Annotated in this window: 16 protein-coding genes, 1 tRNA gene and 2 pseudogenes; 8 read left to right on the top strand and 11 right to left on the bottom strand. The window is 68.2% G+C overall.

All coding sequences use genetic code 11. From position 1 onward, the window contains the following. Positions 1–2 precede the first annotated feature (2 nt). The 4 genes and pseudogenes from putA to HUK68_RS07955 all read right to left on the bottom strand — a co-directional run bounded on the left by putA (position 3) and on the right by HUK68_RS07955 (position 5,931). Positions 3–3,745: pseudogene (gene putA / locus HUK68_RS07970) on the bottom strand (trifunctional transcriptional regulator/proline dehydrogenase/L-glutamate gamma-semialdehyde dehydrogenase). A 126-nt stretch (positions 3,746–3,871) separates the two neighbouring features. Continuing rightward, positions 3,872–4,507 carry a 7-carboxy-7-deazaguanine synthase gene (gene queE, locus HUK68_RS07965; RefSeq protein WP_175503705.1) on the bottom strand — a complete coding sequence of 212 codons (636 nt, stop codon included), beginning with the start codon at positions 4,505–4,507 and terminating at the stop codon, positions 3,872–3,874. Continuing rightward, complete coding sequence (locus tag HUK68_RS07960) at positions 4,504–5,580, bottom strand: 6-pyruvoyl trahydropterin synthase family protein (protein WP_175503704.1); 1,077 nt, start codon at positions 5,578–5,580, stop codon at positions 4,504–4,506. The genes queE and HUK68_RS07960 overlap by 4 nt, the downstream gene beginning before the upstream one ends. A 108-nt stretch (positions 5,581–5,688) precedes the next feature. Further along, complete coding sequence (locus HUK68_RS07955) at positions 5,689–5,931, bottom strand: putative hemolysin (protein WP_175503703.1); 243 nt, start codon at positions 5,929–5,931, stop codon at positions 5,689–5,691. A gap of 122 nt (positions 5,932–6,053) precedes the next feature. On the opposite strand from HUK68_RS07955, the gene HUK68_RS07950 reads away from it, so the two are divergent. Together HUK68_RS07950 and HUK68_RS07945 are read left to right on the top strand one after the other, a co-directional pair. Next, positions 6,054–6,932, top strand: a complete 879-nt coding sequence (locus HUK68_RS07950) for a DNA/RNA non-specific endonuclease (RefSeq protein WP_175503702.1) — start codon at positions 6,054–6,056, stop codon at positions 6,930–6,932. Between the two features lie 79 nt (positions 6,933–7,011). After that, the gene (locus HUK68_RS07945; RefSeq protein ID WP_175503701.1) at positions 7,012–7,524 is read left to right on the top strand and encodes a Dps family protein; all 513 of its coding nucleotides are present in this window, start codon (positions 7,012–7,014) and stop codon (positions 7,522–7,524) included. 77 nt (positions 7,525–7,601) lie between these two features. On the opposite strand, the gene HUK68_RS07940 is transcribed toward HUK68_RS07945, so the two are convergent. The 6 genes and pseudogenes from HUK68_RS07940 to HUK68_RS07920 form a co-directional block, all read right to left on the bottom strand. Continuing rightward, positions 7,602–10,040, bottom strand: coding sequence for a membrane-bound PQQ-dependent dehydrogenase, glucose/quinate/shikimate family (locus HUK68_RS07940; RefSeq protein WP_175503700.1), 2,439 nt, complete (start codon positions 10,038–10,040; stop codon positions 7,602–7,604). Between the two features lie 208 nt (positions 10,041–10,248). Next, positions 10,249–10,325: transfer RNA gene (locus tag HUK68_RS07935), tRNA-Gln, on the bottom strand. A 229-nt stretch (positions 10,326–10,554) separates the two neighbouring features. Continuing rightward, positions 10,555–10,956, bottom strand: a complete 402-nt coding sequence (locus HUK68_RS07930; RefSeq protein WP_244146288.1) for a Bug family tripartite tricarboxylate transporter substrate binding protein — start codon at positions 10,954–10,956, stop codon at positions 10,555–10,557. Positions 10,957–10,999: 43 nt separating this feature from the next. Continuing rightward, positions 11,000–11,572, bottom strand: a pseudogene (locus tag HUK68_RS23225) (LysR family transcriptional regulator); the annotation flags it as partial. 51 nt (positions 11,573–11,623) lie between these two features. Next, positions 11,624–11,833 carry a helix-turn-helix transcriptional regulator gene (locus HUK68_RS07925; protein ID WP_175503699.1) on the bottom strand — a complete coding sequence of 70 codons (210 nt, stop codon included), beginning with the start codon at positions 11,831–11,833 and terminating at the stop codon, positions 11,624–11,626. After that, positions 11,833–12,243: a hypothetical protein gene (locus HUK68_RS07920; protein WP_175503698.1), complete on the bottom strand. Its 411-nt coding sequence runs from the start codon at positions 12,241–12,243 to the stop codon at positions 11,833–11,835. Before HUK68_RS07920 ends, HUK68_RS07925 begins: the two co-directional genes overlap by 1 nt. Positions 12,244–12,409: 166 nt before the next feature. Between HUK68_RS07920 and HUK68_RS07915 the strand changes: the two genes are divergently transcribed. The 5 genes from HUK68_RS07915 to HUK68_RS07895 all read left to right on the top strand — a co-directional run bounded on the left by HUK68_RS07915 (position 12,410) and on the right by HUK68_RS07895 (position 16,706). Next, positions 12,410–13,036 (top strand): ANTAR domain-containing response regulator, encoded by a 627-nt coding sequence (locus HUK68_RS07915; protein ID WP_175503697.1) that lies wholly within the window; start codon positions 12,410–12,412, stop codon positions 13,034–13,036. Between the two features lie 353 nt (positions 13,037–13,389). After that, positions 13,390–14,634, top strand: coding sequence for a CmpA/NrtA family ABC transporter substrate-binding protein (locus tag HUK68_RS07910; RefSeq protein WP_175503696.1), 1,245 nt, complete (start codon positions 13,390–13,392; stop codon positions 14,632–14,634). Positions 14,635–14,665: 31 nt separating this feature from the next. Next, entirely contained in the window at positions 14,666–15,604 is a 939-nt protein-coding gene (ntrB, locus tag HUK68_RS07905; RefSeq protein WP_175503695.1) for a nitrate ABC transporter permease, read from the top strand. Beyond that, positions 15,601–16,401 (top strand): ABC transporter ATP-binding protein, encoded by an 801-nt coding sequence (locus HUK68_RS07900; RefSeq protein WP_175503694.1) that lies wholly within the window; start codon positions 15,601–15,603, stop codon positions 16,399–16,401. The genes ntrB and HUK68_RS07900 overlap by 4 nt, the downstream gene beginning before the upstream one ends. Positions 16,402–16,496: 95 nt before the next feature. Beyond that, entirely contained in the window at positions 16,497–16,706 is a 210-nt protein-coding gene (locus HUK68_RS07895) for a hypothetical protein (RefSeq protein WP_175503693.1), read from the top strand. A gap of 12 nt (positions 16,707–16,718) precedes the next feature. On the opposite strand, the gene HUK68_RS07890 is transcribed toward HUK68_RS07895, so the two are convergent. After that, the gene (locus tag HUK68_RS07890) at positions 16,719–17,669 is read right to left on the bottom strand and encodes a LysR family transcriptional regulator (protein WP_175503692.1); all 951 of its coding nucleotides are present in this window, start codon (positions 17,667–17,669) and stop codon (positions 16,719–16,721) included. A gap of 107 nt (positions 17,670–17,776) precedes the next feature. Here HUK68_RS07890 and HUK68_RS07885 point away from each other — a divergent pair, with 107 nt between their 5' ends. Then, the gene (locus HUK68_RS07885) at positions 17,777–19,615 is read left to right on the top strand and encodes a gamma-glutamyltransferase family protein (RefSeq protein WP_175503691.1); all 1,839 of its coding nucleotides are present in this window, start codon (positions 17,777–17,779) and stop codon (positions 19,613–19,615) included. The last annotated feature ends 6 nt before the right edge of the window (positions 19,616–19,621 follow it).

The raw sequence follows: 19,621 nt of genomic DNA, 5'->3' as shown, positions 1-19,621 counted from the left end.
GTTCAGATGCCAGGCGCATCCAGGGCCAACAGCGACGCGTTGCCGCCCGCCGCGGCCGTGTTGGTGCTGACCGCACGCTCGATGAGCAGGCGCTCGAGCGGCACCACCGCGTCTTCGCGCTCCAGCGCAATCAATGCCAGCAACGGACCGCTGCGCGCCGCAAGCCGGCGCTGCAATGCCAGCAGCGCGTCGGCCGGGCCCGCGTGCACCACCGCATCGAGCGACAAGCGGTTCTCGGCCAGCGCCTGCGCCCAGGCGCCGACCAGCACCAGCTGCTGCGTTACCGCGGCCGGCAGGCGCCCATGCAGCGCCAGGTGCTCGGAGGGCCAGAGCGCCTTGCCGCCCACGGCCAGCACGGCGGCCAGTTGCAGCAGCAGTCCTTCGGGTGTGCCGGCCAGGCACAGCGTGGCGGCACGAGGCACCAGGCGGTACTGATTGCGCTCTCCCGTGGGTCCGGGCAGCAGCACTTCCAGTCCGGCTGGCGACGCGCGCGCGTAGAGCGCGCAGCGCAGCGCCAGCTGCTGCATCGCGGCATCTTCCTGCGCCGCGGCCCATTGCTGCAATGCCGCGAGCGCCGGGCGGTGCGCCGGCTCGGGCACCGTTTCGGCGGCGGACGCGGCGCGCAGCACGATGGCGCGCGCGTCATGCGGGTGCCGTGCCAGCAGCCGGCGCAGGTACAGCGGCCCGCCCGCCTTGGGCCCGGTGCCGGACAGCCCTTCGCCGCCAAACGGCTGCACGCCGACCACGGCGCCAATGGTGTTGCGGTTGATATAGAGATTGCCCGCACGGCAGGCCGCCGTGACCTGGGCCGCGGTCGCGTCGAGCCGCGAGTGCAGGCCCTGGGTGAGGCCATAGCCGGTGCCGTTGACCTGGGCCAGCACAGTGTCGAAACGCGCGCGCGGGTAACGCAGCACATGCAGCACCGGGCCGAAGACTTCGCGGCCCAGATCGGCGATGCGCTCGATCTCGATCACCGTGGGCGCAACGAAGCTGCCCTGCGCCGCGACGTCGGCGCGCAGCGGCGCACGGCGTAGCCCTTGGCCTGGAACGCCGCGATGTGCTGCTCGATGGCGTCCCTGGCCTTGGCATCGATCACCGGCCCGACGTCGGTGGCCAGCTGGCGCGGGTCGCCGATCTGCAGCTGCTGCATCGCGCCATCGAGCATCTGCAGCAGCGCATCGGCGCAGTCCTGCTGCACGCACAGGATGCGCAGCGCCGAGCAGCGCTGGCCCGCGCTGTCGAACGCCGACGCCAGCACATCGGGCACGACCTGCTCCAGCAGCGCCGACGAATCGACCAGCATGGCATTCTGTCCGCCGGTTTCGGCGATCAGCACCACGGGCTGGCCATCGGGGCGCAGCCTCTGCGCCAGCGTCTGCGCCAGCTGCCGCGCGACTTCGGTCGAGCCGGTGAACACCACGCCCATCACGCGCGCATCGGCGACCAGCGCCGCGCCCACGGCCGCGCCCGCGCCGGGCAGCAGCTGCAGGGCCTGCGCCGGCACACCGGCTTCGAGCAGCAGCGCCACGGCGCGCGCGGCAACCAGCGGCGTCTGCTGCGCGGGCTTGGCCAGCACCGTGTTGCCCGCGGCCAGCGCCGCCGCGATCTGCCCGGTGAAGATCGCCAGCGGGAAGTTCCAGGGGCTGATGCAGGCCACGGGCCCGAGCGGCACATGCGTGCCCTCGGCGAAATCGCGCTGCGCCTGGCTTGCGTAGTAGCGCAGGAAGTCGACCGCCTCGCGCACTTCGGCCAACGCATTGGCCGCGGTCTTGCCGCCCTCTCGCACCATCAACGCCATCAACGCCAGGGCCTGCGCCTCGTAGGCATCGGCCGCGCGCAGCAGGCACTGGGCGCGCTCGGCCGCGGGCGTGGCCGACCAGGCCGCGAAACCGGCGCTGGCTTCGGCCAACGCAGCCTCGAGATGCGCCGCATCGGTCTCGTGCACCTTGCCCACGACGTCATCGCGCTGCGCGGGATTGCACACGGCGCGCGCCGGTCCCGACGAGGTGGCGGGTGCCTGCGCCAGCAGCGGCCGCGCATGCGCCGGCCCGGCCAGCGCCAGCGTGTTCGCAAAGGCCTGCAGCGTGGCTTCATCGCTCAGATCCAGCCCGCGCGAATTGGCGCGCTGCCCGGCAAACATCTCGCGCGGCAGCGCGATGCGCGGATGCGGGGTGCCGGCCACGCCATCGCACGCCGCGGCCTCGACGCGTGCCAGCGGCGACTGCACCAGCGACTGCAATGCCACCGAGGGGTCTGCCGCCTGGTTCACGAACGAGGAATTGGCGCCGTTTTCCAGCAAACGCCGCACCAGATAGGCCAGCAGATGCGCGTGGCTGCCCACGGGCGCATAGATGCGGCAGCTGCACCCCAGGCCGCCGCGGCTGCCCACGACCTGCTCGTACAGCGGCTCGCCCATGCCATGCAGGCACTGGAACTCATAGGGTGAGTCAGGATGCTCGGCCGCGGCCAGGTGGTAGAGGGTGGCGAGCGTGTGCGCATTGTGGGTGGCGAACTGCGGATAGACCGCATCGGGCGCGGCCAGCAGCTGGCGCGCGCCGGCGATATAGGCCACGTCGGTATGCTCCTTGCGCGTGAACACCGGGTAGTCGTCGAGGCCCAGCACCTGCGCGCGCTTGATCTCGCTGTCCCAGTACGCGCCCTTGACCAGGCGCAGCAGCAGCCGGTGCTGGCTGCGCCGCGCGAGATCGATCACGAAGTCGATGGCGCGCGCGCAGCGCCGCTGGTAGGCCTGCAGCACGAAACCCAGGCCGTTCCAGCCCGCCAGCTCGGGCGCATGGCACAGCTTTTCGAGCAGGTCCAGCGACAGCTCCAGCCGCTCGCATTCCTCGGCATCGACGTGGATGGCAATGTCGTAGCGCCGCGCCGCGACGGCCAGCCGCAGCAGCCGCGGGTAGAGCTCGGCCATGACGCGCTCGCGCTGCGCGCGCGCATAGCGTGGATGCAGCGCCGACAGCTTGATCGACAAGCCCGGGCCGTCCAGCGGGCCCCGCCCCGCGGCCACGCGGCCGATGGCATCGATGGCGTGGCAGTAGGCGGTGAGATAGTGCTGCGCCTGCGCCTCGGTCAGCGCGGCTTCGCCCAGCATGTCGTAGGAATGGCGAAAGCCCTGCGCTTCGCGCGCCCGCGCACGGACCAGCGCCTGCTCAATGCTTTCGCCGGCCACGAACTGCCGCGCCATGAGCCGCACCGCCGTATCCACAGCAGCGCGCACCAGCGGCTCGGCCCCCCGGGCGCCCAGCCGGTGCAGCGCGGCGCCCAGGTTTTCCTGCGCCGGCGGCTCCACCAGCTTGCCCGTGAGCAGCAGCCCCCAGGCGGCGGCATTGACGAACAGCAGCGGGCTCTTGCCCAGGTGCGCCTGCCACTGGCCGCCGCCGATCTTGTCGCGGATCAACGCATCGCGCGTCTCGGCATCGGGAATGCGCAGCAGGGCTTCGGCCAGGCACATCAGCGCGATCCCTTCCTCCGAAGACAGCGAGAACTGCTGCAGCATGCCCTGCACCAGCCCGCTGTGGAAGCCGCCGCTGCGCGCGCGCAGCCCGCGTGTCAGGCGCGCTGCGGTGGCTTCGATGGCCTGCTCCATCGCCGGCGGCACGCGCGCCTGTGCCAGCAGCGGCGCCAGCGCTTCGGGTTCGCTCAAGAACTGTGCCTGGGCAATCGCCTGGCGCAGCGGGCCGTCCACGATTGCGCGCGGCGCAAAGGCAGGGGTCGTATCGGCATGAAGCATGGCTTTGCAGACGCAGCCCAGGGCCTTGCCGGGGCTGCCTCCGCCCTCCTGGAGAGTGGAACCTGGGCTTCAGCGTAGCCGTTTCTGCTTGCCGCGGTAAGCAAGACCACGGCCCGACAAGGCGTGTCAGGCGATGCCGACGACCTTGTGGGTCTGGATGGATAGCCGCCACTGCGGATGCGCCATGCAGTACTCGACCGCCAGCCGCATGTTGCGCTGCTGCTCGGGTCCGTCCATGGGCTGCAGGAAATGGTGCGTGAATGCCAGATGCGCAAACTGCTCGGGCATCGCGCCAGGCTGCGGGAACACCAGTTTGAGCTCCGCGCCCTCGGTCAGCACCAGCGGCGCGCCGGCCTTGGGGCTCACGCAGATCCAGTCCAGGCCGCGCGGCGCGGGCTGGGTGCCGTTGGTTTCGACGGCAATCTCGAAGCCGCAGGCATGCAGCGCATCGACCAGCGCCTGGTCGAGCTGCATCAACGGCTCGCCGCCGGTGCAGACCACCAGCGGCTTGCCCGACGGCGTGTCGGGCCAAAGCGAGCGCACCTTGGCTGCCAGCGCCTGGGCCGTCGCGAACTTGCCGCCGCCTTCGCCATCGGTGCCGACGAAATCGGTATCGCAGAACTGGCAGATGGCCTTGGCGCGGTCTTTCTCGCGGCCGGTCCACAGGTTGCAGCCGGCAAAGCGGCAGAACACCGCCGCGCGCCCGGCCTGGCCGCCCTCGCCTTGCAGCGTGTAGAAGATTTCCTTGACGGAGTAGGTCATGCCCAGCCCTCCTGCACCGCAACCCGCGCGCCACAGCCGCGGGTCTCGAACAGATCCACGCCCGCGAGCTGCGGCAGCCCGGCGCGGCCCTGGGCCAGGATCCACTGCGCAAGACTGGCGGTGTCGCAGTCTTCGAGGCCGCCGATCTCGTGCAGCGGCTGATGGTCGAGCGCCTGGAACAGCGGGTTGAAGAGCTGCTTCACATCGCCAAAGTCCACCGTCCATCCCATGACCTGGTCCAGCGGCGCGCTCAGGTGCAGGCGCAGCGTATAGGTGTGGCCGTGCAGGCGCCGGTGCGCGCTGCCTTCGGGCGCGCGGCGCAGGCGGCGCGCGCTGTCCAGCGTCATGTCCTTCCAGATGCGGTAGTGCGTGCCGTCGAAGCGCGCGCCGCAGGACGCGGTCTCGAACACCGTGACCTGCGACAGCGAGGGCAGCGCAGGCTGCAGCCGCTGCCAGATCCAGCTCGACAGCATCTCGCTGGTCGGGTTCTGCAGCCCCTCGATCTCGTTGAGGCAGGCGTAGTGCAATTGCTGCTGCAGCGGCGCCCACAGCGCATCGAGCCGCTCGTAATCGACGGCACCGTCCTCCTCACCGGCTTGCACGATGGCCTCGAAGCCATGGCCGTGCATGCGCCCGCACTTGTGGCCCGCGGGCACGTTCGGCAGCCGGTGCGCGGACTGAAAAACATAGCGGCGCCAGACATGCATCCGGCCCGCCGCATCGCGCAGCGCGCCCTGCCGGTCGGTGCTGTCCACGCCGATTTCGAGCGCGCCCAATGCCGGATCGGCCAGTTGCTGCGCCAGCCAGCGCGCAATGTTGCCGTCGCTGGGCTCGGCAAGATGCTCGTTCAGACAGCGATAGTCCAGCGGCGCAAGGACTGCGGCCAGCCGTTGCTGGAGCTTGTCGACTTCGCCGCCCGGGAAATCGGCCCAGTCCGGGGCAATGGCGCACTGCACGCGCGCCGTGAAGCCATGCCCATGCAGGCGGGATGCCGGGTGCGCGGGCGCGCACTGGCCTAGTTGCCGCGCCGCCTCGAAGGAGGCCGCAGCGGCATGGAGAGTCGTGGTATTCATATCGATCGATCACAAACAGCAAACCAGCAGGGGTGGCCGGCGCAGACGCGCATTCTGCCTGCCATGGGAAGACCGCAGAACCTGCACGGGCCTGCTGCGGCGCCAGCGCTATCGGCAGGGGTGATCGCCGCGATACAGCTGCCACTCGTCGACCAGCGCGCCATCGGGCAGAAAGCACAGGCCTTCGCGGCCATCGGCCGTGTAGCCCAGCAGCGTGCGTCCGCCGCGCGCATGGCAGTAGCTGGTGGCTGGATTGACCAGGCCAGCGGGCCGGGGCGGCTGTGGCGCGCAGGCGACGAGCAACAGCGCCGTGGCGACGCCGGCCAGGGTGTGCAGCGGACATTGGTGCATGGTTTCTCCCCGGTGCTGAAACCTCTGCCTCCTATGATAAAAATCCACCGGTTGCGCCATGCCAGACACTGCCGTGTCGCCATGCGCGCAGCCATGCGGCCCAGCGCCGAAAGGATCGATGCATGCACGCTGTCCGGGCGGGAGCGGCTGAAGCCGCGTGGCGCAACGCGCTGCATTGCTGTGCGGCCGCAAGCCTGCTGGCGCTGCTGGCCGGCTGCGCGCTGCGCCCGGCGCCGCAGCTGTCGATCGTCGATACGCGGTTTGCCGAATGCCCGCAGTTCTTTCCGGCACAGACCGCGCCCGTGGTGCCGCGCGCGCCGCAACTGCGCGAACTGTGCTACAGCGCCTTTGCGATCCTGCACAGCGGCGAAACCAAGACCCCGGTGTTCGTTGCCGAGCATCTCGACCGATCCATGATCCACGCGGCACGCGCACAGCAGCGCAGCAACCGCTTCTTTGCCGATGCGCGCCTGCCCCGGGGCGAGCGCGCCGAACTGGCCGACTACCGCGGCTCGGGCTACTCGCGCGGCCACATGGCGCCGGCCGGCGACATGAGCACGCCGGATGCCATGGCGCAAAGCTTCAGCCTGGCCAACATGGTGCCGCAGGACCAGATCTTCAACGGCGGCGCCTGGGCGCAGGTCGAGCAGGAGACGCGCCAGTACGTGCTGCGTGCGCGCGCCGATGTCTACGTCTTCACGGGCCCGGTATTTGCGGCCGGCGCGCCGGCGATAGGCCCGAACCGGGTGCAGGTGCCCAGCCATCTGTTCAAGCTGGTCTACGACCCCTGCACGGGCAGGAGCTGGGCGCACTGGCTGGCCAACGCACCCGACACCCGCGTGTTGCCGCCCATCAGCTACGCCGAGCTGGTGCAGCGCACGCGCATCCAGTTCCTGCCGCCCAACGCACGCGCGGCACATTCCGACAATGGCTGCCCGCATCCGACGCCTTCGCAGGGTGAAATCCGTGCGACGATGGAGCGTGAGGACGCAGCGCGATGACGCGACGCGATAAAGTCGCAGGCGTCGCGTTCATGCGTCCGATTTCATCCACCCCTGGTTTCATTGCAAAGGAGTCAGCATGCCCAAGAAGTCCGTTCCAGCCACCGCAGCGCGTTCCAGCGCCATCAACATCGGCATCTCGGCCGAAGACCGCCAGGCCATTGCCGACGGCCTGTCGCGCCTGCTGGCCGACAACTACACGCTGTACCTGACCACGCACAATTTCCACTGGAACGTCACCGGCCCGATGTTCAACAGCCTGCACCAGATGTTCATGGAGCAGTACACCGAGCTGTGGAATGCGGCCGACCCGATTGCCGAGCGCATCCGCGCGCTGGGCCATTTCGCGCCCGGCTCGTACGCGCAGTACGGCCAGCTGGCGTCGCTGGACGACGCCCCCACCACGCCGCCCGCGGCGCTCGACATGGTGCGCATCCTGGTCAACGGCCACGAAGCCGTGGCGCGCACCGCGCGTTCGCTGCTGTCCATCGCCGACGAAGCCCAGGACGAACCCACCGCCGACCTGCTGACGCAGCGCCTGGCGGTGCATGAGCAGACCGCCTGGATGCTGCGCTCGCTGCTCGCGGAATAACTCCGCGCCCCTGCGGCAACGAAAAAGGCCACCCGAGGGTGGCCTTTTGCGTGGGCGCCGGCATGCGGCAGCTGCGTTCAGCGCTTGTCAGGCAGCGCGTACGCAATCACATAGTCGCCGCGGTCGGGCGACTGGCGCGCGCCACCGGCCGAGATCACCACGTACTGCTTGCCCGTCTTGGGCGATTTGTAGGTGATGGGCGTGCCCTGGCTGCCCACGGGCAGACGCTGCTTCCACACCTCCTTGCCGGTCGCGCTTTCCAGCGCGCGCAGGTAGTAGTCCTGCGTGCCGGCAAAGAACACCAGGCCGCCCTGCGTCGCCACCGAGCCGCCCAGCGTCGGCATGCCGACTTCCATGGGCAGCAGCATCTTGATGCCGAACGGGCCGGTGTCCTGCACCGTGCCCAGCGGCACCTGCCACGCCACCTTTTGCGTCTTCAGGTCCACGGCGGTCATCGTGCCGAACGGCGGCTTCTGGCAGGGAATCTGCAGCGGCGACAGGAAACGGTTCTTCACCACCGAATAAGGCGTGCCGCCCAGCGGCACCTCGCCCATGCCGGCGTTCGGCGACTCGCCGCCGTCCGAGAGCTTGGCTTTTTCCTTTTGCTCGACCATGGTCACCCACAGGCCCAGGCGCATGTCGTTGATGAACAGCAGGTGGTTGTTCGGGTCGGTCGACATGCCGCCCCAGTTCATGCCGCCCAGCGAGCCGGGGAAAGACAGCGACTTGTCGGTGTCGGGCACGGTGTACAGGCCGTCGTAGCGCATGCCCTTGAACGCAATGCGGCACAGCAGCTGGTCGAACGGCGTCGCGCCCCACATGTCGGCTTCGGTCAGCGTCTGCGCGCCGATCTGCGGCATGCCCACCGAGAACGGCTGGGTCTTGGAATACGCCTCGTTGGCGATATGGCCCGGCTTGACCTCACGCTCCTCGACGGCCGTCAGCGGCTTGCCCGTCGCGCGGTCGAGAACATAGATCTGGCCGGCCTTGGTGGCGACCGCCACGGCCGGCACCTTGCTGCCGTCGGCCTTGGGGAAGTCGATCAGCGAGGGCGCCATCGGCACGTCGAAGTCCCAGAGGTCGTTGTGCACGGTCTGGTAGACCCACTTTTCCTTGCCCGTCGAGGCATCGAGCGCCAGCACCGATGCGCCGTACTTGCGGTCCAGCGCGGTGCGCGTGCCGCCATAGAGATCGACCGAAGCCGAGCCCACGGGCAGGAACACGGTGTTCATGGCCGGGTCGTACGAAATGCCGGCCCAGACATTGGGCGTGGAGCGGTGGAAGTCCTTGCCTGGCTCGAGCTGCGCATTTGGATCCTGCGTGCCCGGATCGAAGTGCCAGCGCATCGCACCCGTCACCACGTCGAAGCCGCGCATCACGCCGCCGGGCATGTCGACCTGCACGTTGTCGGCCACCCGGCCGCCCACGACGATGGTCGTGCCGGCCACCGTGGGCGCCGAGGTCATGGTGTAGTAGGCCTTGTTGGCCACGGCGCCCATGTTGGCCGTGAGATCCACCACACCCTGATTGCCGAACTCGGCGCACATCTCGCCGTTGTCGGCGTTGATGGCGACCAGGCGCGCATCGATGGTGTTCATGACCACGCGGCGTTCGCAGCCGCCCGAAGCCGGCAGCGACACCGGCGTCACGGGCGTCGAACCGGCCACCGTGGGCGCGGCAATTGCGGCGTTCACATCGAAGTACGCCAGGCCGCGGCAGCGTTCCCAGACCCCGCCCACCGATGCGTTGAAATCACGGCGCCACAGCTGCTTGCCGCTGTCGACATCGAGCGCGATCACATTGTTGTGCGGCGTGCAGATGAACAGCTTGTCGCCGATCTGCATGGGGGTGAGCTGGTCTTCGGCGCCCGCGCCCGTCGATTGCGGCACATCGCCGTGCTGGAAGGTCCAGGCCACGGCGAGTTGCTTGACGTTCTCGGGCGTGATCTGGTCGAGCGCGGCAAAGCGCTGCGTGCCGGCGTCATTGCCATAGTGCGCCCAGTCCTTTTGCTCGGTGCCCGGAGCAATCGGCACCTGGTTTGCCGCGGGAGCGGCTGCCGCCACCTCGGGGTGCTTCTGGAACATGCCGACGAAGCCCCACAGGCCCAGCACCACCAGTACCGCGCCGATCACGATGCCTGGGCGGCTCGCTGCAGCCCGGCCTTCGGCGCGGCCCAGCAACGGCAGCGTGAACGCCACCAGCGCACCGATGAACACCAGCGCCAGCAGGCGCGAGATCAGGCCCCAGAAATCAAAGCCGACTTCCGCCAGCGCCCAGGCCACCGTGCCGGCCAGCGCCAACAGGTAGAGCCAGGCGCCTGAAGCGCGGGCGCGCGCGATCTGCACTGCAGACGCCACGAAGAACACGCCGGCAATCACGAAGTACCAGCTGCCGCCACGCGACAGCAGCACGGCGCCGCCAATCACGAAATACAGGCCGGTGGCCAGCAGCAGCAAGGCCAGCGCAAGAAGCCAGGCGCGCCAGCCGCCAATGCTTGAGGATTTTTGTTTTTCCATTGATCACTCCAATTCCAGAGAATGGGTTGTCGGCCTGCCCGCGCGCGGCGCAGCCCGCCATCCTAATGAGCCGGCGATTGTGACGACAAGCGCTCATCCATGGCTGCAGCGCGGTCAATTCGGGTATACCCCAGGATCATGGAGGCACCGCATTTCAGCGGCACAACGAAAAAACCCCGGCTGCTTGACGCAACCGGGGTAGATATCGTGGCAGGGGAAGAAGGATTCGAACCTTCGCATGCTGGAATCAAAATCCAGTGCCTTAACCAACTTGGCGACTCCCCTGCAATACCGCAATCATAGCATCGCGAAAATGCGCTTCCGGCGAGATGGTTGAAAAAAATCAAAAAACTTTGCTGCCATGCAATTCCCGCCCCGCCAGCGGGACGGGCGCCCTTGGGCGATCAAAGCCCAAGACTGTTACTCCCACCACCTACATGTAAGCTGCATCCAAAGAACTGCGCTATGCGCGTGACGGGGACCCGCACAGCGACGGCGGGTGCCGGTCCGGGGCTCAATCCAGTTTCGCGCCCAAGCGCCGGATCACATCGGCCCAGACCGGGCGTTCCCTTTTCGCCAGCTCGAACAATGCCTGGCGCGGGCCGACATGCACGTCGTAGGCCTGCGCATTCAACTGCTGCTTGACCGCGGGCGACGACAGCGCCTTGCTGAAGGCCGCATTCAGGAAGTCCAGCGTTTTCGCGTCGACACCTGCGGGCGCGACATAGCCGTTCCAGGCCACGGCCTGGTAGCTGGTCAGGCCCGACTCGGCCAGCGTGGGGAGTTGCGGCAGGCGGCTGTCGCGCGCGGCGCCGGTCACGGCCAGCGCCGTCAGCTTGTCGCCCTTGAGGTGCGGCGCAATCGAGGTGATGTTCTCGAACAACAGCCAGGTTGCCGAACGGCGTGTCGCCGCCATAGCTGATGAAGGTCTGGCCCAGCAGATCGGCCGCGCCCACCGATGCGGCCTGCGCCAGCGGGTGGCGCTCGGGCACCGCGCACTCGATGAAGCCCTGGCCGATGGCGCGCGCCACCACATTGGCGCTGGGCGGCGCGGGCATGGACGAGATCGCCAGGTCGGCATGGCCCAGCAGCACATGCGGCAGCAGCGCATCGAAGAGCAATGGCCGGTACTTGATGCGCACCTCGGGATAGCGCGCGCGAAAGCGCCGGATCGCCATGGGCATCAGCCATTCGGCATAGCTCGGACTCGACACCAGCGACAGCTCGCCCTGCGCGCCTGCCACCAGGTCCGCGGTCAGCGTGTTGAAGTGGCGCACGCCGTCGATGATGCCCTGCACTTCGCAAAACAGCCGCCGCGCCTCGGGCGTGGGCTGCAGGCGGCCGCGCACGCGCTCGAACATCAGCATGCGCAGCCGGCTTTCGGCCGTCGCCAGCATGCGGCTCACCGCGGGCGGCGAGACGCACAGCATGCGCGCCGCACCGCTGAGCGTGCCGGCCATCATGATGGCGTGGAAGACTTCGATCTGCCGCAGATTCAGCGGCACGGGAGAGGGCAAGGCGGCGGAGGTCATCGCCGCACCCGGCAAGCAATTAGCACGCCAGACGCAGGCGTGCCACGCGCATCAGCGGGACCGGGCCGCGTGCGGATTCTCGAAGATCTCGTCCACTGGCCGCTGGAACACGCTGCTGATGCGAAACGCCAGATCCAGCGAGGGATCGTGCTTTTCGGTTTCCACGGCGTTGACCGCCTGGCGCGAGACCCCCAGGCGCTCGGCCAGATCGGCCTGGGTCCAGCCGGCTGCGGCGCGCAGCACGCGCAACTGGTTCTTCATCAGCGGCTCTGGCGCACGAAGGGGGCCACCAGCGCATAGGCGGCCCAGAAGAAGGGATAGCAAAGCCAGCCCGGCAGATGGGGCGCGGCCGCGTAGGTCTCGCCAAAGCCCCAGGCGGTCCACAGCGCCAGCGTCGCACCCGACGCCAGGATGAAGCATTTGGCGATGATGGCACGCAGGTACTCGTCGCTTTGCGCCATCAGCCGCAGGGTCGCGCGGATCTGGCCGGCCACGGTCAGCGCCAGCAGCAGCGCCACGCCCCAGCCCGCGGGCTGACCGAGCATGCCGTCGAACACGCCCAGGATGGCGGCCAGATGGATCGATACGTAGATCGCCATCAGGATCGCGGTGTGAAGCAGATAGCTGCGGCCTGGGGAGGGGACCGGCGTGTGCGGAGCTGGAGAGTGCATGGTCGTGGCGATGTAAAGCAAACCTGACTGTATCGATGTCAAAAGAACCTGTCAATAAGTCATGTTCACCTTACATTCATCCCACGCGGCGTTGCCCAGGGCAATCATCCAGCGCTTGCGCCTTCCCTCCCGCCACCACTGGCATTTTTCTTGCATCACTTTACCCATGAGCCAACCCCTGCGCATCGTGGTCATCATTCCCGACCTGGCCGTCATGGACGACCAGGAAGACCATGTGCGCCAGCAACTCGAGCGCTCGCGCGCGCTGCGCATGGGACTGCTCGAGGCGCAATACGATGTGGTGGCCACGCTGCCCGCGGACGTATTCCTGCACGAGCGCATCGCCCAGCTGCGCCCCGACCTGATCATCGTCGACGCCGAAAGCGAGGCGCGCGACGCGCTCGAGCATGTGGTCTTGGCGACGCGCGACGAGCGCCGGCCCATCGTGCTGTTCACCAACGACCCCGACACCACCCATGTGCCCGATGCCGTGGCCGCGGGCGTCTGCGCCTATATCGTCGAAGGGCTGGCGCCGCCGCGCATACGCCCCATCCTGCAGGTCGCGATGGCGCGTTTTCAACACGAGCAGGCGCTGCGCGCCGAGCTCAAGGATGCCCGCGACGAACTCAAGGACCGCAAGACCATCGACCGCGCCAAGGGCATCCTGATGCAGCGCCAGGCGCTGAGCGAGAAGCAGGCCTATGACCGGCTGCGCAAGCTCGCGATGGACAAGGGCGTCAAGATGGTGCAAATCGCCCAGCGCATGATCGACGCCGCCGAACTGCTCGGCTGAGCGGGCCGTTCATGCTGAGCCGCCCATTCGGGGCGAGCCTCCAGTTCATGGTGAACTTCCCGTTCATGGTGAGCTCCCCGTTCATGGCGAGCCTGTCGACCCATGTCCGACCCGCATGCCCTGATTCAGCGCATCCGCACCCAAATGGCGCAGCCGCAGCGGCCTGCAACGCCGAATCCGCTGGCACCGAACTTGCTTGATATCCGGCAAGGTCAACGAAGACCCCACGGCGTGCAAGCAACGACTGACTGCGCGCCACCGGACAAAGGCGTCCCCATCCACCAGCCCGGCTCGATGCCCGGCCCAGGATGTGGACGCCTTTTTTATTTGCCACCTTTTCGCCGAGACTGCATATGCCCGACCTGATGAAAACCGGACTCCAGCGCCGCACCGTATTGCAAGCCGCCACCGTGGGCGCCGCGGGAATCTCCCCCGCGCTGCGCGCACTGGTGCATGCCCAGGGGTCGGATGCGCCCGAGAAGAAGGAGGTGAAGATCGGCTTCATTCCGCTGACCGACTGCGCCAGCGTGGTGATGGCCTCGGTGCTGGGCATCGACCAGAAATACGGCATCAAGATCATTCCGACCAAGGAAGCGAGCTGGGCCGGCGTGCGCGACAAGCTGGTCAATGGCGAGCTGGACTGCGCGCATGTGCTCTATGGCCTGGTCTATGGCGTGCACCTGGGCATCGGCGGGCCGAAGAAGGACATGGCGGTGCTCATGAACCTCAACAACAACGGCCAGGCGATCACCTTGGCCAAGAAGCTGGCCGACAAAGGCGCGGTCGACGGCCCGGGCCTGGCCAGGCTCATGGCCAGCGAGAAGCGCGAATACACCTTTGCCCAAACCTTTCCCACGGGCACGCATGCGATGTGGCTCTACTACTGGCTCGCGGCCAACGGCATCGACCCGATGAAGGATGCGAAGGTCATCACCGTGCCGCCGCCGCAGATGGTGGCCAACATGCGCGTCGGCAACATGGACGGCTTCTGCGTGGGCGAGCCCTGGAACCACCGCGCGATCATGGACGGCATAGGCGTGACCGCGGCCACGACGCAGCAGATCTGGAAGGACCACCCCGAGAAGGTGCTGGGCACCACGGCCGAGTTCGCCGACAAGTACCCGAACACCGCGCGCGCGGTCACGGCCGCGATTCTCGAGGCCGGCCGCTGGATCGATGCCAGCTTGGCCAACAAGACCCGCATGGCCGAGACCATTGCCGCCAAGTCCTATGTGAACACCAGCGTCGACGCCATCAACCAGCGCATCCTGGGCCGCTACCAGAACGGCATGGGCAAGACCTGGGACGACCCCGACCACATGAAGTTCTACAACGAGGGCATGGTCAACTACCCCTATCTCTCGGACGGCATGTGGTTCCTGACCCAGCACAAGCGCTGGGGCCTGCTCAAGGAGCATCCCGACTACCTGGGCGTGGCCAAGTCCATCAACCGCATCGAGCTCTACAAGCAGGCCGCCGCGGCCTCCAAGACGCCGCTGCCCAAGAGCGACATGCGCAGCAGCAAGCTGATCGACGGCGTGGTCTGGGACGGCACGCAGCCGCAGAAATACGCCGACAGCTTCAAGATCAAGGCCTGAGCCCGGCCCACATCCACAGAGAGAACGCACGATGAACACTCAGACCCTGCTGCCCGCCGCCGCGCCGCCGGGCGCGCGCCCGGCCCGCCCCGTGGAATCCGTGGAACCCGCTGCCGAGCCCACGCTATCGGCGGCGATACCCGTTGCCGCCCCCTCCTCCCCACGGACTCCCAGCCCGCTGTCCGCCAAGGCCGGCCAGTGGGTGCAGGCCGCGGTGCCGCCGTTGCTGGGCCTGGCGCTGCTGGTGCTGGCCTGGGCCGGCATCTCCATGGCCACCAGCGGCAGCATTCCCGGCCCGGCCGCGACCTTCGACCAGGCCGTGGAGCTGTTCAGCGACCCGTTCTACCGCAACGGCCCGAACGACCAGGGCGTGGGCTGGAACGTGCTGGCCTCGCTCGAGCGCGTGGCCATCGGCTTCGGCCTCGCGGCCATCGTCGGCATTCCCGCGGGCTTCCTGATCGGGCGCTTCCGCTTCCTGTCGAAGATGTTCAACCCGATCATCAGCCTGCTCAAGCCGGTATCGCCGCTGGCCTGGCTGCCGATCGGCCTGCTGGTGTTCAAAGGAGCGAATCCCGCGGCCATCTGGACCATCTTCATCTGCTCGATCTGGCCCATGGTCATCAACACCGCCATCGGCGTGCAGCGCGTGCCGCAGGACTATATGAACGTGGCACGCGTGCTCAACCTGTCCGAATGGAAGATCGCCACCAAGATCCTGCTGCCTTCGGTGCTGCCCTACATGCTGACCGGCGTGCGCCTCGCGGTGGGCACGGCCTGGCTGGTGATCGTCGCCGCCGAGATGCTCACCGGCGGCGTCGGCATCGGTTTCTGGGTCTGGGACGAATGGAACAACCTGAATGTCATGAACATCATCATCGCGATCGGCGTGATCGGTGTCGTGGGGCTGGGGCTGGAGCTGCTGCTGGTGCAGATCGCCAAGGCGTTTACCTATGAGGAGGTGAAGTCATGAACGACCGATTCATCGAGCTGCAAGGCGTCTCGCAAAGCTTCAAGACCGCCAAGGGCCAGTTCCTGGCGCTCGACAACATCGACCTGCGCATTCCCAAGGGCGATTTCGTCGCGCTGATCGGGCACTCGGGCTGCGGCAAGTCGACGCTGCTCAACCTGATTGCCGGCCTCACCACGCCGAGCACGGGCGTGCTGCTGTGCGCCAACCGCGAGATCCAGGGTCCCGCGCCCGAGCGCGCCGTGGTGTTCCAGAACCACTCGCTTTTGCCCTGGCTGACCTGCTACGAGAACGTATACCTGGCCGTGGAACGCGTGTTCGGCCAGGCCGAAAACCGCGCCCAGCTCAAGCAGCGCACCGAGGCGGCGCTGGCCCTGGTCGGGCTGGCCCATGCGCAAGGCAAGCGCCCGGGCGAGATCTCGGGCGGCATGAAGCAGCGCGTGGGCATCGCGCGCGCCCTGTCGATGGAACCCCAGGTGCTGCTGATGGACGAGCCGTTCGGCGCGCTGGACGCGCTCACGCGCGCCAAGCTGCAGGACGAGTTGCTGGAGATCGTGGCGCGCACGCGCAGCACGGTGGTCATGGTCACGCACGATGTCGACGAAGCCGTGCTGCTGTCGGACAGGATCGTGATGATGACCAACGGCCCGGCCGCGCATATCGGCGAAGTGCTGCATGTCGACATCCCGCGCCCGCGCAAGCGCGTCGAACTGGCCACCGACCCCGAGTACCTGCGCTGCCGCCAGGCGGTGATGGACTTTCTGTACACGCGCCAGAGCCACGTGGAAAAAGCCGCCTGAACCCGGCTCCGGGTTCGCTTTTGCGGCCCGGAATCGGCGGTATATTGAGGTCAAGGCCGCGCAGCCTCTTTGCGCAAACCCTAGCAGGCGACCCCATGAAGACCATCGATGAAATGCTGCACCTCGACCTGCTGACTCCCGAACAGCACCGCGACATCGGCGCCTGGATCGCCAACGCCGACTCGCCCGAGGAAATCCTCAAGATGCCCGCGGCGCTTTGGTCCGCCGTGGAACGCGCCAGCGAAGTGATGGGCGTGGACAACGACCTGCTGCGCCCGCCGGCGCTGGACGCCTCGGGTATCTAGCCGCGGCAGCCCTCAGTCCGGACGCGCCAGGATCGCCTGCCTCAGTCCGTCTATCAGCTCGATCTTCGGTGAATTGCGCAGCCAGGCCAGGCCCACGGGCGGCAGGCTCCAGGGCAGCGCCTGCTCCAGCACCTCGGCCGCGCCGCCCACGCAGACGGCTTGCGCAATGTCGTCGGGCAGCACGGTGATGCCGCGCGGCAGGTTGCGCAGCGCCGAGGCAATGGTGCGCACCGCATAGGCTTCGAGCGTGGGCACGGGCACGCGCTGGCCCGCGGCGGAAAAGATCGCGTCGATCATGCCGCGGATCGGCGTATCGGCAGGCGGGAAGATCCAGTCCATCTCCGACAGCCGGGCGATGTCGACTTCGGGAAAGCGCGTGAGCAGCGCGGCGCTGGGCCGGGCCACGACCAGCCGCGGCTGCTGCTGGTAGAGCAGCACCTGCTCGATGGCCTCGTCCTCCAGGCCGTTCGGCGAAAAACGGCAGATCGCGCAGTCCAGCGTGCGCGCGCGCAGCGCCGCGAGCAGATTGCCGGTGACATCTTCCATCGATACCGTGGCAATCTTCGGCCGCAGCGCGAACAGGTACGACCAGGTGGGGTCCAGCACCCGGGTCGAGGCATAGGGCAGCACGCCCACGCGCAGCCGGCCCTGGCGCCCGGCGCGCACGCCGTCGAGCTCGATCAACAACTCGTCATTCTCGGCAATCGCATAGGCCGCGCGCGCGATCACCACCCGGCCCGCGGCCGTGGGCTCCAGCCCGCGCCCGGTGCGCTCGAACAGCACGGCATTGAAGATCGCTTCGATGTCGGCCAGCGCGCGCGTCACCGTGGGCTGGCTGCTGCCCAGGATCTCGGCCACGCGCGTGACCGAGCGGTAGCGGTCGAGCGCGACCAGCAGCCGGTAATGGCGCAGTTTCAGGCGCGCATCGATAGCGCGCGCCACATCGGGCAGCGGAAGAGTCATGCTCCAACTATAGCCTCCAGTACATATACCGATGCAAAGACATTCACCCTGGCCTATTCCGTGCTTCTATAGTTCCAGGCTCATCCAACCCTAGCCCAACGCACCTCATGAGCGCATTCACTACCCGTCCAGAAATCACCGGCACCTTCGGCGTGGTCTCGTCCACCCACTGGCTGGTCTCGCAAACCGCCATGGGCGTTCTCGAACGCGGCGGCAACGCCTTTGACGCCGCGGTGGCCGGCGGCTTCGTGCTGCAGGTGGTCGAGCCCCACCTCAACGGCCCGGGCGGCGAAGTGCCCATCCTGCTGTGGAGCGAACGGCTGGGACAGACCCAGGCCATCAGGGGCCAGGGCGTGGCGCCGGCCGAGGCCAGCGCCGAAGCCTTCCGCCGGATGGGCTTCGAGCAAGTGCCGGGCATAGGCATGCTGCCGGCCACGGTGCCCGGCGCCTTCGGTGCCTGGATGACCATGCTGCGCGAGCATGGCACCTGGTCGCTGGCCGAAGTGCTGGCACCTGCCATCGGCTATGCGCGCGACGGCTTTCCGCTGATTGCGCGCGCCGTGCAGGCGATCTATGCGGTGCAGGACCTGTTCCGCGAGCAATGGACCAGCTCGGCCCAGGTATGGCTGCCCGAAGGCCGCGTGCCCCAGCCCGGTGCGTTGTTCCAGCTGCCGCGGCTCGCCGACACCTTCGAGCGCCTGCTCGAGGAAGCACAGGGGCGGGCCACCGGCCGCACGGCGCAGATCGACGCCGCCATCGACATCTGGTACCGCGGCTTCGTGGCCCGGGAAATCGACCTCTACTACCGCACGGAAAAAGTACAAGACAGCAGCGGCGAGCGCCATGGCGGCCTGCTGCGCTACGACGACATGGCGCACTGGCAGGCCACGGTCGAGACCCCGCTGACGCTGGACTTCGGCCGCTACACGCTGGCCAAGTGCGGCTTCTGGAGCCAAGGCCCGGCCTTCCTGCAGCAGATCGGCATGCTGCGCCACGCCGACCTGGGCCGGCATGCGCCGCATACCGCGGGCTTCGTGCACCGCATCGCCGAAGCCGCGAAGCTGGCCATGGCCGACCGGCTGGCCTGGTATGGCGACGCCCCCGGGGCGCGGCGCGACGCGCAGCTGGCGCTGCTGTCCGACGAATACCTGCGCGCGCGCTGGCTCGAGACCAGCGCACGCGCCTCGGCCGAGCTGCGCGCGGGCGCGCCGCTGGGCCTCGCGCCGCAGCTGCCCGACCTGGACGTGGCCGAGCGCACGCTGCGCACGGCCGACACCCGCTTCGGCATCGGCGAGCCGACGTTTGCGGCGCTGCCCCCGGTGTCGGAATGGGCCGAGCGCGAAGTGTTCGTCGGCGACACCTGCCATATCGATGTCATCGACCGGCACGGCAACATGGTGGCCGCCACGCCATCGGGCGGCTGGCTGTCGTCCAGCCCGGTGGTTCCCGCGCTGGGCTTCGCCGTCAACACCCGGCTGCAGATGACCTGGCTGGACGAGGGCCTGGCCAATACCGTCACGCCGCGCGTGCTGCCCTGCACCACCTTGTCGCCCTCGCTGGCCCTGCGCGACGGCGAACCCTACATGGTGTTCGGCACGCCCGGCGGCGACCAGCAGGACCAATGGTCGCCCGCCTTCTTCCTGCGCCACGCGGTGCACGGCATGAACCTGCAGGAGGCCATCGACGCGCCCGCCTGGCATGTCGACCACTTCCCGGCGTCGTTCTGGCCGCGCCAGACCCGGCTCAACCAGCTGACCGTCGAATCGCGTTTCGCGCCCGAGGAAATCGCCGCGCTGCGCGCTGCGGGCCACCAGGTCAAGGTCGGCGACGCCTGGTCCGAGAGCCGCATGTCCGCCTGCAGCCGCGAACGCGACGCGCAAGGCCGGCTGCTGCTGCGCGCCGCGGCCAACCCGCGCGGCATGCAGGGCTACGCCGTCGGCCGCTGACCCCCT

The organism is Comamonas antarctica, from assembly GCF_013363755.1.
GTDB lineage: Bacteria > Pseudomonadota > Gammaproteobacteria > Burkholderiales > Burkholderiaceae_C > Comamonas > Comamonas antarctica.
The sequence above is the reverse complement of the archived record's forward strand: the minus strand, read 5'-3'. Positions and strand labels throughout refer to the sequence as shown.

What these genes read in the sequence shown, in the direction of transcription:
- HUK68_RS07910 (WP_175503696.1), top strand. Translation starts at nt 13,390, where the DNA reads ATGCCCGACCTGATGAAAACCGGACTCCAGCGCCGCACCGTATTGCAA.
- queE (WP_175503705.1), bottom strand. Translation starts at nt 4,507, where the DNA reads ATGACCTACTCCGTCAAGGAAATCTTCTACACGCTGCAAGGCGAGGGC.
- HUK68_RS07930 (WP_244146288.1), bottom strand. Translation starts at nt 10,956, where the DNA reads ATGGCGGCGACACGCCGTTCGGCAACCTGGCTGTTGTTCGAGAACATC.
- HUK68_RS07920 (WP_175503698.1), bottom strand. Translation starts at nt 12,243, where the DNA reads ATGCACTCTCCAGCTCCGCACACGCCGGTCCCCTCCCCAGGCCGCAGC.
- HUK68_RS07960 (WP_175503704.1), bottom strand. Translation starts at nt 5,580, where the DNA reads ATGAATACCACGACTCTCCATGCCGCTGCGGCCTCCTTCGAGGCGGCG.
- HUK68_RS07895 (WP_175503693.1), top strand. Translation starts at nt 16,497, where the DNA reads ATGAAGACCATCGATGAAATGCTGCACCTCGACCTGCTGACTCCCGAA.
- HUK68_RS07955 (WP_175503703.1), bottom strand. Translation starts at nt 5,931, where the DNA reads ATGCACCAATGTCCGCTGCACACCCTGGCCGGCGTCGCCACGGCGCTG.
- HUK68_RS07950 (WP_175503702.1), top strand. Translation starts at nt 6,054, where the DNA reads ATGCACGCTGTCCGGGCGGGAGCGGCTGAAGCCGCGTGGCGCAACGCG.
- ntrB (WP_175503695.1), top strand. Translation starts at nt 14,666, where the DNA reads ATGAACACTCAGACCCTGCTGCCCGCCGCCGCGCCGCCGGGCGCGCGC.
- HUK68_RS07890 (WP_175503692.1), bottom strand. Translation starts at nt 17,669, where the DNA reads ATGACTCTTCCGCTGCCCGATGTGGCGCGCGCTATCGATGCGCGCCTG.
- HUK68_RS07900 (WP_175503694.1), top strand. Translation starts at nt 15,601, where the DNA reads ATGAACGACCGATTCATCGAGCTGCAAGGCGTCTCGCAAAGCTTCAAG.
- HUK68_RS07940 (WP_175503700.1), bottom strand. Translation starts at nt 10,040, where the DNA reads ATGGAAAAACAAAAATCCTCAAGCATTGGCGGCTGGCGCGCCTGGCTT.
- HUK68_RS07925 (WP_175503699.1), bottom strand. Translation starts at nt 11,833, where the DNA reads ATGAAGAACCAGTTGCGCGTGCTGCGCGCCGCAGCCGGCTGGACCCAG.
- HUK68_RS07915 (WP_175503697.1), top strand. Translation starts at nt 12,410, where the DNA reads ATGAGCCAACCCCTGCGCATCGTGGTCATCATTCCCGACCTGGCCGTC.
- HUK68_RS07885 (WP_175503691.1), top strand. Translation starts at nt 17,777, where the DNA reads ATGAGCGCATTCACTACCCGTCCAGAAATCACCGGCACCTTCGGCGTG.
- HUK68_RS07945 (WP_175503701.1), top strand. Translation starts at nt 7,012, where the DNA reads ATGCCCAAGAAGTCCGTTCCAGCCACCGCAGCGCGTTCCAGCGCCATC.